The 12,580-nt window shown below is 33.9% G+C and carries 13 protein-coding genes; 2 read left to right on the forward strand and 11 right to left on the reverse strand.

Annotated features, from left to right (window positions below; all coding sequences use genetic code 11):
• Nucleotides 1-4: 4 nt before the first annotated feature.
• The 5 genes from ccoG to ACIQ2Z_RS05030 form a co-directional block, all read right to left on the reverse strand.
• The gene (gene ccoG, locus ACIQ2Z_RS05010; protein ID WP_396183058.1) at nucleotides 5-1,423 is read right to left on the reverse strand and encodes a cytochrome c oxidase accessory protein CcoG; all 1,419 of its coding nucleotides are present in this window, start codon (nucleotides 1,421-1,423) and stop codon (nucleotides 5-7) included.
• Between the two features lie 52 nt (nucleotides 1,424-1,475).
• Nucleotides 1,476-2,435: a cbb3-type cytochrome c oxidase N-terminal domain-containing protein gene (locus ACIQ2Z_RS05015; protein WP_396183059.1), complete on the reverse strand. Its 960-nt coding sequence runs from the start codon at nucleotides 2,433-2,435 to the stop codon at nucleotides 1,476-1,478.
• 200 nt (nucleotides 2,436-2,635) lie between these two features.
• Nucleotides 2,636-4,828 carry a cytochrome-c oxidase, cbb3-type subunit I gene (gene ccoN / locus ACIQ2Z_RS05020; RefSeq protein WP_396183060.1) on the reverse strand — a complete coding sequence of 731 codons (2,193 nt, stop codon included), beginning with the start codon at nucleotides 4,826-4,828 and terminating at the stop codon, nucleotides 2,636-2,638.
• A 2-nt stretch (nucleotides 4,829-4,830) separates the two neighbouring features.
• Complete coding sequence (gene ccoS / locus ACIQ2Z_RS05025; RefSeq protein WP_396183061.1) at nucleotides 4,831-5,025, reverse strand: cbb3-type cytochrome oxidase assembly protein CcoS; 195 nt, start codon at nucleotides 5,023-5,025, stop codon at nucleotides 4,831-4,833.
• A gap of 89 nt (nucleotides 5,026-5,114) precedes the next feature.
• Nucleotides 5,115-7,490, reverse strand: a complete 2,376-nt coding sequence (locus ACIQ2Z_RS05030; RefSeq protein ID WP_396183062.1) for a heavy metal translocating P-type ATPase — start codon at nucleotides 7,488-7,490, stop codon at nucleotides 5,115-5,117.
• A gap of 104 nt (nucleotides 7,491-7,594) precedes the next feature.
• Between ACIQ2Z_RS05030 and ACIQ2Z_RS05035 the strand changes: the two genes are divergently transcribed.
• Entirely contained in the window at nucleotides 7,595-8,275 is a 681-nt protein-coding gene (locus ACIQ2Z_RS05035; protein WP_396174506.1) for a Crp/Fnr family transcriptional regulator, read from the forward strand.
• A 7-nt stretch (nucleotides 8,276-8,282) separates the two neighbouring features.
• On the opposite strand, the gene ACIQ2Z_RS05040 is transcribed toward ACIQ2Z_RS05035, so the two are convergent.
• The 4 genes from ACIQ2Z_RS05040 to def all read right to left on the reverse strand — a co-directional run bounded on the left by ACIQ2Z_RS05040 (nucleotide 8,283) and on the right by def (nucleotide 10,497).
• On the reverse strand, nucleotides 8,283-8,591 hold the full coding sequence (locus ACIQ2Z_RS05040; protein WP_396183063.1) for an antibiotic biosynthesis monooxygenase family protein: 309 nt from the start codon (nucleotides 8,589-8,591) through the stop codon (nucleotides 8,283-8,285).
• Nucleotides 8,592-8,610: 19 nt separating this feature from the next.
• Nucleotides 8,611-9,387, reverse strand: coding sequence for a nucleoside triphosphate pyrophosphohydrolase (mazG, locus tag ACIQ2Z_RS05045; RefSeq protein ID WP_396183064.1), 777 nt, complete (start codon nucleotides 9,385-9,387; stop codon nucleotides 8,611-8,613).
• A gap of 72 nt (nucleotides 9,388-9,459) precedes the next feature.
• A complete protein-coding gene (locus tag ACIQ2Z_RS05050) occupies nucleotides 9,460-9,882 on the reverse strand; it encodes a DUF5606 domain-containing protein (protein ID WP_396183065.1) in 423 nt (140 codons plus the stop codon).
• 27 nt (nucleotides 9,883-9,909) lie between these two features.
• Nucleotides 9,910-10,497, reverse strand: a complete 588-nt coding sequence (gene def / locus ACIQ2Z_RS05055; RefSeq protein ID WP_396183066.1) for a peptide deformylase — start codon at nucleotides 10,495-10,497, stop codon at nucleotides 9,910-9,912.
• A gap of 194 nt (nucleotides 10,498-10,691) precedes the next feature.
• Between def and ACIQ2Z_RS05060 the strand changes: the two genes are divergently transcribed.
• Nucleotides 10,692-11,096, forward strand: coding sequence for a hypothetical protein (locus ACIQ2Z_RS05060; protein WP_396183067.1), 405 nt, complete (start codon nucleotides 10,692-10,694; stop codon nucleotides 11,094-11,096).
• A 4-nt stretch (nucleotides 11,097-11,100) separates the two neighbouring features.
• Here the strand turns inward: ACIQ2Z_RS05060 and ruvX are convergent, their stop codons facing one another.
• Both ruvX and ACIQ2Z_RS05070 read right to left on the reverse strand, forming a co-directional pair.
• Nucleotides 11,101-11,517, reverse strand: a complete 417-nt coding sequence (gene ruvX / locus ACIQ2Z_RS05065; RefSeq protein WP_396183068.1) for a Holliday junction resolvase RuvX — start codon at nucleotides 11,515-11,517, stop codon at nucleotides 11,101-11,103.
• Nucleotides 11,518-11,578: 61 nt separating this feature from the next.
• Entirely contained in the window at nucleotides 11,579-12,484 is a 906-nt protein-coding gene (locus ACIQ2Z_RS05070) for a copper resistance protein NlpE N-terminal domain-containing protein (RefSeq protein WP_396183069.1), read from the reverse strand.
• Nucleotides 12,485-12,580 lie beyond the last annotated feature (96 nt).

Here is a 12,580-nt window from a genome sequence, read left to right on the forward strand (position 1 = left end):
ATTATTAATTAAAGCTTCTTGGTCCCATGAAATTGGTTGTTGTAGTTTCAATTAATACATCACCCTCATACACTTCAATTTTCAATTTGATTTTATCGCCTTCAATATAGGCGGGATTTATTTCAATAAATAGTGTTCCTTTTGCAATAGCATCGGGTTTTACTTTTACTTGAGGATTTCCAACCAATATAATTTCACCTTTGGGATCCACTAATTTAAATGTTACTTCATTGAATTCCTTAGTTGTTTTATTTATGATTTTATACGTATAAACATTACTGATGTTTTCTCCTTTATGTTCAAACAATTGTCCAGGTAGTCTCAAAATAGTAGCTTCAACATCATTTCGCAAGAAAAGCATTCCTACTAACACTCCAATTAAAATGACTAAAACAGCGGTATAGCCTTTCATTCGGGTTGTGAATTGGAATTTTTCTTTTTTTACAATTTCGTCTTCACTTGCATACCGAATCAACCCTTTTGGTAAACCAACACTTTCCATAATCGTATCGCATTCATCCATACACGCGGTGCAATTAATGCATTCTAATTGCGTACCATTACGAATATCAATACCTGTAGGACACACATGCACACATAATTTACAATCAATGCAATCACCTTTTCCGGTAGCTGCTCTGTCTTCCTGTTTATTGAATTTTGCTCTTCCTAGCTCTTTTTCACCACGAACATGGTCGTATGCAACGTTGATTGACTTATTGTCTAATAAAACTCCTTGCATTCTTCCATACGGACAAGCAATGATACATACTTGTTCTCTAAACCATGCAAAAACAAAATAGAACACAGCGGTAAAGATTAATAAGGCTATTAACGTACTTGTATGAAGAGCGGGACCTTCTTTAATCATTAGCAACAATCGGTCGCTACTGACCAAATAGGCTAAAAATACATTTGCAATGATAAAAGAAATGATAAAAAACACCAACCACTTGGTTATTCTTTTACGAATCTTTTCGGCATTCCATTCTTGTTTTTGTAACCGAATTTGAGCTCCTCGATCACCATCAATCCAGAATTCAATTCTGCGAAAAACCATTTCCATAAAAATGGTTTGCGGACAAAACCAACCACAAAATATACGTCCGAAAACAACTGTAAACAAAGCCAAACCAACCACCCCAATGATCATGGAAATCACAAATAAGTGAAAATCCTGCGGCCAAAATGGAAAACTGAAAATATTGAAACGTCTTTCCAATACGTTGAACATCAAAAATTGATGTCCGTTAATTTTGATAAAGGGAGCTGTCAATAAAAAGACCAACAAAAAATAACTGACCAGCTTCCTTTTATCATAAAAAGGACCTTTTGGTTTCTTAGGAAAGATAAAGGCTCTTTTGCCTTCTTTATCAATGGTTCCGATTGTGTCTCTAAAACTGTCGTCGGGTAACTTGCTCATACCATTTTATTGAAAAATTTACAAATCCCACTTGAAACGGGATTTGTATGTATTATTTAATTGCAGTTTCTACTGTTTTTTTAGTAGAATCTGTAGCTGTGGAATCGGTAACAGTTGCTGGTTTGGGTGCATTTTCATCTACCCAAACATCGCCTTCCGGTGCTTTTGCATCTTTAGGATTCGTTCCTTGTAATGAAATTACATAACTAGCAATTTTTTGAATATCTGAAGGTTTAATTTCCTTTTTCCATGGCACCATTCCTTTTCCTTCACGTCCGCCTTCCATAATGGTATTGAATACGTTTTTGATTCCTCCACCTAAGATCCAATGATCATCCGTTAAATTTGGTCCGATAGAACCACCTCCATCCGTTTTGTGACAGGCGATACAAGTAGAAGTCTCATATAGTTTTTTACCTTCAGCTAAAGAACCTGCATCCGATAACAAGGTCACTTTCTCCTTGTTCATTAAATCAGGTGCTGTTAACTTATATTTTTCTATTTCAGCTCTTGCTGTGGCCATTTCAGTTTCAAATTCTTCGGCTTGCGTATAATCACTGAACACATGAAAACGTATTAAATAAATAAAAGCAAAGACAATTGTTATGTAGAACAAATAGACCCACCAAGGAGGTAAAACGTTGTCCAATTCTTTGATACCATCGTAATCATGATCGAGTAAAACATCATGTTCCTCCTCAACTCCTTTAGAACGCGTGAGTTTTTTGGAAATACTTTGATAGAATTTACTTTCAGCAAAAGGAATGGACTGAGCTTCTTCAAGTTGTTTTTTTTGTTCATCTGTCAATAAATGATAGGTAACATTATCAACAGCACTTACCACAATTTCAATGGCAATCAAGAGAAACAAAAAGACTATTAAAAAGAGCCCTACCATAGGAAATTTTATGAATGCAGGCTGTTCCCCTGAATCGATGAAATATTCCATTGCACCCAAAACGATGACAAAAATCAATGGAACTCTTACGTATGATGGAATTAATTTTTTCATTTTTTTATTATAATGAGGTTGTTACTAATTATCTTCTTTCAGTGGAATTTCACTCAATTCATTAATTTTATCTTTACTATAGGTGAAAACCCACACTAAAAGCAAAGCAAAAAAGATAAAGAATATGCTTAGTGAAATAATCGGGTAGATCTCTATCCCAGAGATGCTATCCATATGTCCTTTTACAAACTTTAACATACCTATTTATTTTGAGCAGTTTGTTTCACTTTTATATCGGTACCTAATCGCTGTAAGTAAGCTATTAATGCCACTATTTCTCTGTCTTTCATAGGAACGAATTCTTCTCCTTTAGTTGCAGCATTCTTTTTGCTTTCTTCATATGATTTTACAAAATCAGGATCAGAATACAAGTTTTTTTCTATTGCTGAAGCTTGTGCATCCATATTCTGACGGGCATTCTTGATATCCTCATCTGTATAAGGAACACCCAATGTTGCCATGACTTCCATTTTTTTCTCAATTAATGAGTGATCCATAGCTTCATTCTCATAGAGCCATTTATAACCCGGCATGATTGAACCCGGTGAAGTACTTTGCGGATCCCACATATGATTAAAATGCCAGTTGTCATTATATTTAGCACCCAACCTATGTAAATCCGGACCCGTACGTTTGGATCCCCATAAAAATGGATGATCGTACACATATTCACCTGCTTTGGAATATTCACCATAACGTTCTACTTCTGATCGGAACGGACGAATCATTTGCGAGTGACAACCCACACAACCTTCACGAATGTATAAGTCTCTTCCTTGCAATTCTAGCGGAGAATAAGGCTTAACTGCGGCAATTGTCGGAATATTTGATTTTACTACAATGGTTGGTATAATTTGAATTATTCCACCAATTAATATGGCAACCAATGATAACAACATAAATTGGATAGGTCTGCGTTCCAACCAAGCATGCCATTTTTCACCTTTTTGTCTTTTGTTACTAATATTCGATAAGGCTGGGGCCTCAGCTAATTCATCTTCTACAGCCGATCCCTGAGCTACTGTTCGAATAATGTTATAAACCAAGACTAATAAACCAATTACAAATAAAGTTCCTCCAATGGCTCTCATCCAATACATTGGCATGATTTGCGTCACTGTTTCAAGGAAGTTACCGTACATTAAAGTCCCGTCAGGGTTGAATTGTTTCCACATAGAAGCTTGGGTAAAACCGGCAACATATAATGGTAACGCATATAATACGATTCCTAAAGTTCCAATCCAGAAATGGAAATTGGCTAATTTTTCAGAATATAATTTGGTTTTGGTCATTCGAGGAATCAACCAATAAATCATACCAAAAGTCATGAAACCATTCCATGCTAAAGCACCCACGTGCACGTGTGCAATAATCCAATCGGTAAAGTGAGCGATAGCGTTTACATTTTTTAATGAAAGCATTGGGCCTTCAAAAGTTGCCATACCATAACCGGTAATAGCTACCACAAAAAATTTCAAAACAGCATCGGTACGCACTTTGTCCCAAACACCTCGAAGTGTTAAAAGTCCGTTAATCATACCACCCCAAGAAGGAGCAATCAACATAACAGAAAATACAACTCCTAAATTTTGTGCCCAATCAGGTAAAGCTGTATATAATAAATGGTGCGGACCCGCCCAAATATAAATAAATATTAACGACCAAAAGTGAATAATAGATAATCGGTAGGAATACACTGGACGATTGGCCACTTTTGGAACAAAATAGTACATCAAACCTAAAAAAGGAGTGGTTAAGAAGAATGCCACTGCATTGTGACCGTACCACCATTGTACCAGTGCATCTTGAACACCTGCATAAACAGAATAGCTTTTTAAAGCAGAAACAGGTAATTCTAAACTATTAAAAATATGAAGTACTGCAACGGTAACGAAAGTAGCGATGTAAAACCAAATGGCTACATAAATATGACGTTCTCTTCGTTTTACGATTGTCATAATCATGTTCAAACCGAATACTACCCAGATTAAAGCAATGGCAATATCAATGGGCCATTCTAACTCGGCATACTCTTTGGAAGAAGTATATCCTAAAGGTAAAGTGATTGCCGCTGCAACAATAATAAGCTGCCATCCCCAAAAGTTGATGTTACTCAATAAATCACTGTACATTCTGGTTTTGAGTAATCGCTGCATGGAATAATAAACACCAGCAAAAATGGCGTTTCCAACGAATGCGAAAATTACTGCATTGGTATGTAAAGGTCTTAATCTACCAAAACTCAACCAGGAAATTCCATCGGTCATGTTGGGAAATAAAAACATAAGAGCCAAAATGAGCCCTACTAACATTCCCACCACGCCAAAAAGGATACTGGCATAGAGGAACTTCTTTACAATTTTGTTGTCGTAATAAAATTGTTGCATCTCCATAATTATACTTGTTTTTCTTTAATTGTTTGTATTGGTTTTTTGTTTGGATTTTTCTTGAGTTCGTCATCAAAAAGCATTCTGACAGAGGGAGTATAATCGTCGTCGTACTGGCCACTTTTTACAGCCCGAATAAAGGCATACAAAAAGGAGACAGCCACAATAATACTTATTGAGATTAATATGTAAATAACACTCATACCTTAAAATTATGTTAACAAAATTAGATTTACTGTCTTTTATAAAAAATGATAATTGTCATGCTTTTAAAAATATTGTTGGTTTCAGGTTACGGTTTGCGGGCATAAATATTTGTCATGATTGTTACAAAACTTACAATTGTAATGGTGCTCAAAGGCATAATAATTGCAGCTACTAATGGCGACAAATTTCCCGTTACTGCATAAGTCAATCCAACAACATTGTAGGCTAAGGAAAGTGCGAAACTCATATAAATTGTTTTCATTGCATTTTTGGAATATTGCATAAAAAATGCAATTTTTTGAAATTGAGAAGCATCCAAAATTCCATCGCATGCAGGTGAAAAAACATTCACATTTTCTGAAATGGATATTCCCACATTACTTTGTGCCAATGCACCGGCATCATTTAAACCATCCCCAATCATTAGGACATTTTTACCTTGTTTTTGCAAGTTTTCAATAAAGGCTAATTTTTGTTCTGGCTTTTGGTGAAATACCAAAGTGGTTTTGGACGGCAACATCTTTTCTAATATTTTACGTTCGCCATCATTATCACCTGATAAAACAACCAACTCATATTTTTTTGACAACAGTTCAAACAATGATTCTAAACCCTTTCTATATTGATTATTAAACACAAAACTTCCTTTGTAAATACCATCTATTTCTACATGCACTTTGGTTTTTTTATGGGTGTTCTCAGTCATATGCTGCAAAAATTGGGAAGACCCTAGTTTTATCGTTCCTTCTGCGAATGTTACAGTGATGCCTTTTCCAATTAGTTCTTCAAAGTGTGTGGGAGCCATTTTGGTTTGCTGCGGAATAAAATCATATAATCTTCTACTCAGTGGATGATTGGAACCTCGCAATGCGTTGTATAACAACTTAAAATCTAAATCATTTAATGGAGTACCTTCATATGTGATGGCTGTTTTCTCATTGGTAGTGATGGTTCCGGTTTTGTCAAAAACAATTGTATCAACTTTTGCTAATTGCTCAATTACAATGGCATTTTTTAGATAAAACTTTCGCTTACCCAAAATTCGCAACACATTACCCAAGGTAAATGGAGCAGTTAAAGCCAAAGCACAAGGACAGGCAACTATTAATATTGCGGTAAACACATTAAAAGCAGTAGTGACATCAATAAAAACCCAATAAATAAATGAAATAATTGCCAATCCGAGCAAAGCAGGCGTAAAAAACCGACTGATTTTGTCTGTAATAGTTTTGTGCTTGATGTCCACCTTTTTCTGAAAAACGTCGTTGCTCCACAATTGCGTTAAATAACTTTGAGAGACTGAAAATAGGACTTCCATTTCAATCACTTTTCCTACTTGTTTTCCACCCGCAAATAGTTTATCACCTGATTTTTTTTCAATAGCAACAGCTTCACCCGTTACAAAACTATAATCAATTGAAGCCTTCTCCGAGATTAAAATCCCATCAACCGGAATCAATTCTTGGTTTCTGATTAAGAGTCGGTCGCCTTTTTCAATGTCATACACTTGCACGGAAGTTTCAGAACCATCGGCTACTATTTTAGTGATTGCAATCGGAAAGTATGATTTATAATCGCGTTCAAATGACAAAAAATCATAGGTTTTCTTTTGAAATAATTTTCCCAAAAGCATGAAAAAAATCAGACCGGTCATGCTATCAAAAAAACCTTGTCCGTAATCAAAAACAATGTCAACCGTACTTCGAATAAACATGACCACAATTCCTAAAGCAATCGGGATATCAATGTTGAGCATTCCTGACTTGATACTTTTATAAGCAGAAACATAGTAACCGCTTGCAGAATAAAAGAAAGCAGGTAGAGAAATCGCAAAAATCAACCACCGGAAAAATCCGCGGTATTGGTTGATCCAAAATTCTTCTACCTCAAAATATTCGGGAAAAGAAAGCAGCATAATGTTTCCAAAACAGAAAAAGGCGACTCCGATTTTATAGATCAAACTACGATCGATTACTTTCTTCCCTTCATCAAAATTATCCAAACTGATATAAGGTTCGTAACCAATGGAACAGAGTAGTTCAACAATCCTTTTGAGTGAAGCTTTTTCGGGGTTAAATGTTATCCGTACTTTCTTTTCAGGAAAATTAACTTGTGATGTTGTTATTCCTGCTTGTAGTTTCTGTAAATTTTCCAAAATCCAAATACATGAACTACAATGTATATGAGGAATGTAGAGTGAAACAATATGTGTTGTATCCTCTTTGAATTCGAGAAGTTTTGCAACAATTTCTTCATTGTCTAAAAAATCATATTTACCTTGAATGTCTAGTGGCGTGGCACCCGGAGCTGCCTGAAAATCATAATAACAGGTTAAATCATTTTGACTAAAAATTTCGTAAACCGTTTTACAACCGTTGCAACAAAAACTTTTTTCGTCATAAATAATCTCTTCTTTTTTGTTGATTTCAATACCACAATGGAAGCAATTTCCAATGCTCATAATTTGCTCATTTTACCTGCTACAAATATTATAAAAGGTTGAAATTAAAAATATGATAATTGTCATACATTCGTTATATTTGTTGGACCAATTAAACAAACACCATGAGCAAGTGTGAGCAGTGTATAGTAAGGGAATTTAGTACGCTAAAGGCTCTGAATAAAGATGAATTACTGAAAATGGCCAACTGCAAAACTTCCTACACGATCAAAAAAGGGGAGAATATTTTTGAAGAAGGCGAAGCAGTGAATGGCATTTATTGTATCAAAGATGGCGTGTGCAAACTTTCGAAATTGAGTGCCAACGGAAAAGACCAAATTGTAAAATTGGTTAAACCCGGAGAATTATTAGGACAACGGTCTATGATTAGTGATGAACCTGCCAATTTAAGTGCTGTGGCATTGGAAGATATGGAAGTTTGTTTTATCCCAAAAACAGAGGTACTAGGTTTTTTCAATAACAATAATCAGTTCTCCATGAATATGATGAAAACTATTTGTGGCGACTTGAAAGAGTCCGACGACCATATGGTTTCCATGGCTCAAAAAACGGTAAAAGAACGTTTGGCAGAAACATTACTCTATTTAGAAGATACGTTTGGAAAAAAAGAGGATGGTTCGCTTCATATTCAACTATCTAGAGAAGAATTGGCAGGAATGATTGGAACAGCCACTGAAAGTTGTATCCGATTACTTTCCGAATTCAATAAAAGTGGATTGATTGATTTGAATGGAAAAAAGATATCTATTATTGATCGAAGTAAATTAAAACGCCTGGCTGAATAGTATACAACTAAGCTTTTTTTTGAAAACTATATTCTTTCTCAACTAAAGCAATTCTAACGGTGTAATTCTCATACCAAAGGGATTTCCCTTTTCGTTGAGCATCTAAATGATCTAAGTTTTGTTTCCATTGTTTGATAGCTTCCAATGATTTCCAATAGGAAACGGTAATTCCTATATCACTTCTGGCTGATTCTACTCCCAGAAAACCCTCTTGTTGTTTAGCCAATTCAACCATCTTTATTGCCATTTCGCTATACGATTCATCTACTTCTGTTCGACTGGAAGTAAAAATTACTGCGTAGTAAGGTACATTCATTTGTAAAAAAATTTAGTTCTTATGGCAATTTTTTTGCTTCTTCCCAGAAGACATCCATTTCTGCTAAGGTCATTTCTGATAAGGGTTTGCCTAATTCTCCGGCTTTGCTTTCCAAATACATAAAACGTTTCATGAATTTTTTATTGGTACGTTCCAAAGCATCTTCGGGATTAATTTTCAAAAAGCGAGCGTAATTGATCATTGAAAACAGCACGTCACCAAATTCAGCCACCATTTTGTCATGGTTGCCAGATTTCACCTCTTCCTGCAATTCGGCTAATTCTTCCTCTACTTTGTCCCACACTTGATGCGATTCTTCCCAATCAAAACCTACACCTTTTACTTTATCTTGAATTCGGCTTGCTTTTACTAAAGCTGGTAAACTTTTGGGCACTCCTTCTAAAACTGATTTCTTACCCTCTTTCAATTTGAGTTTTTCCCAATTTTGTTTGACTTCTTCTTCATTTGCCACAACAACATCTCCATAGATATGTGGATGACGGTCAATCAACTTGTCACAAATACTATTAGCCACATCGGCAATATCAAAAGTATTGCTTTCGCTACCTATTTTAGCATAAAAAACAATGTGCAATAGCAAATCGCCCAACTCTTTTTTGATTTCTGGTAAATCGTTGTCTAAAATGGCGTCACCTAATTCGTAGGTCTCTTCTATGGTTAGATGGCGAAGACTTTCCAATGTTTGCTTTTTATCCCACGGACATTTTTCGCGTAAATCGTCCATAATATCCAGCAGTCGACCAAAAGCTTCGAGTTGTTTTGCTCTAGAATTCATTTGAGTTTGATTTGTGTAAAAATAAAAAATCCTACTCGAAAGCAGGATTTTTATATAGATTTTATTTTTTTATTATTCAGGCGTTTCTTCTTTCACTTCTTGCAATAAAGCTTCCATAGTTACTAATCCTTTTGGTTGTAACATATTATACCAATTGATAATTTTTTTAATATCCGAAGCATAAACTCTTTCTTCATCGTATTCCGGCAAAACTTCTCTAAAGTAGGAACTTAAAAAACTGTTATCTTCTTTATGAGATATCGATGGTCCATCGTTTTCCTTTGTAGCAATTGCTTTAAAAACTTCAGCTAATTTTATTTCTTCATTATACGTATAAACTGCAATTTCAGAAAGCAAACTCACATTACTTCGCATTCCGACCGTTATTTTTTTTCCGTCTAAGAAACTTTCAGCAACAAATCCCGTTCGGGTTTGTATTTTCAATTCAAATAAGCCCGGCTTTCCGGAAATGGCTAATATTTTTTGTAAAATCATTGGTTATGAATAAATTAAACTTTGTTTTTATCTTCCTTTTTTATTGAAAAATTTCATTTTATAGTCGGCTCTAATTTTACCTTCCATGATATTTTGCAATCTTTTTTTAATTAACGTCTTTTTCAAAGAAGAGATTTTATCTGTAAATAAAATTCCTTCAATATGATCATATTCATGTTGAATTACCCTTGCTATCAATCCCTCAAACACTTCTGTTTTACGAACAAAATCTTCTTCGCAATATTCAATTGTAATTTTTTCTTTTCGAAAAACATCTTCTCGAACGTCCGGAATACTCAAACAACCTTCGTTAAAAGCCCATTCATTACCTTCTTCTTTGATAATTTTAGCATTAATGAAGGTTTTTTTGAAGGATTTTAATTGGTTTTTTTCATCAGTTTTCAAATCATCATTTTCACTGAAAGGTTCAGTATCGATGATAAACATCCTGATTGATAATCCAATTTGAGGTGCCGCTAATCCAACTCCATAAGCATTGTACATTGTGGCATACATGTTTTCAATTAAAATATCCAAGTTTGGATTATCCGGTGAAATTTCAACGCCGACTTTTCTTAAAACCGGATCACCATATCCAATAATCGGTAATATCATTTTGTAGATTTAAAATTTTTAGATTTCATTTTTTGAAATCATTTTGCAAAAATAAACAAAAAATCAAATCTGTAAAGCGTTTGCCTCTATTTAGGACTTCTGATTTAAACATTTTTAAAAAATCAATTAGAGCATTAATTAATTATTCTATATTTGTTCCAATAGAATTTTAATATAAAACAAACAAATAGCTTATGAAAAATTATGTTTATCTAATTATTTTCATGTTTAGTATTAACACATTTGGGCAAGTTACTGAAGAAAAAGACCAAGTAATCATTGAAAAAGCTCTCTATTCAAAACAAGAAAAAGAGGATATGCTTGCTAAATACAAAACAGATGTAGATTTAATTGGTTTGACTCCGGAAGTAAAAGAAATTTATATGAATCTCATTACTTCTAATTTTCAAAAAATGATTATTTTGAATAAAGACAGAAATAATACTCAAAAAGAATTAAAACAACGTTTAAAAGTAGTCCTTGAAGATCAACGTGTTGAATTAAAAAAAATATTAACTTACGAAGAGATAAAAAGACACCAACAAATTTATAAACCAATTATTGAAAGTATTAGATTTCGAATTGATTCCTATAAATAAAAATTTAAATCATCTTTCTGGTTAAATAATCCTGAAGTAGAATGGTTGCAGCTATTTCATCAACTAAGCCTTTATTTTTACGTTGTTTTTTTGATAAACCGCTGTCAATCATCGTTTGAAAGGCCATTTTTGAAGTAAATCGTTCATCAACCCGAATGACTTTCATGCTTGGAAATTGTGTTTTAAAATCTGATACAAATTTTTCAATAATTGGTGTGCTTTCCGATGGTAAACCATTCACTTGTTTCGGTTCTCCAATTAGAATTTCAGTTACCTTTTCTTTTGAAAAATAATCTTTTAAAAAATTTATAACCAAATCTGAAGGAACAGTCGTTAATCCTGAAGCAATAATTTGCAATTCATCGGTAACAGCAATTCCGGTTCGTTTGATTCCGTAATCTATGGCGAGGATTCTAGGCATTTCTTTTTTTTCAAAGATACTATACAAAAAACAAAATCCTCTTTTGAGGATTCTGTTTTTATTATTTCATCGCTTCAAATCTTGCCAATGGAGCCATTCGAGCTTTGTTCAACGTCATTTGATTACCATTGATACTATAATTATCAACTGTTTCCAGCATCTTTACAAACTCTTGTTCAGTATCCATATCCGGGCAAGCCATCATAGTAGAAGCTCCTTTAGAAAATTTAATTCTAAAAAATTCTTCTTTCAATTCATATTGACCCATCAAGCTATTACAACCTGCAAAAGCGGAATAACGATTTTCTTTATTTAATTGCAAAAACATGTCATTTGCTGATTGATTTATATTTTTTAAAACACGTCCGTTTAATTCAACTAATCTCCATTTTGTTCCCACTACAGCATAAACCTCTTTTCCCACTTGTTTTTGAACAGAAGTTGAGGTTGGAGATTGATTAAAATTACTTTTTGTAGGCGGAGACGGTGGAGCAATTTCAACTGCGGTTTCATTCTGTTTTTCAAGAACATACTTAAACGCTAAATCCCCTGTAATTTTATTACCTTTTAAATCTAATTGGGTTAAATAATTCTCACCCACAAAATACTGAGAAGGTCCGTTTTCTATACCAGTTAAAACTATAGTATTTCCTTCTTTATTCCATGTATATGTCCCTTTTAGTTCATTTATTTTTGAGTCTTTTTTTCCCAAATAGTGTGTAGTCAAAACAAAATTAGATTCATCCCTCAAATTCAAAATTGTCTCAATTCCCTCACAATCGGCACAAGGAACAATTCCTTTATATAGCCCAATAAAATCAAGTGAATTCTTTGCATTGTGTTCATCGATTACAATTGTTTCTGTTGAATCTTTTAAAATTTCATTAGTTGCTTCTGTTTTGGTTTTTTTGGTACAACCCACACTAAAAAATAGGATTGCAATACAAGTGATGGAAGTAATTTTCATAACTATTGATTTTGATTATAACAAATTTAAAGCTTTTTGCTATCTAAAATCAATCTTGCAAAAATCAAACCACTTTTTCTTATCAAAAGATTTTAT

Origin of the sequence: Flavobacterium sp., from assembly GCF_044361015.1 — a bacterium.
Classification (GTDB): domain Bacteria; phylum Bacteroidota; class Bacteroidia; order Flavobacteriales; family Flavobacteriaceae; genus Flavobacterium.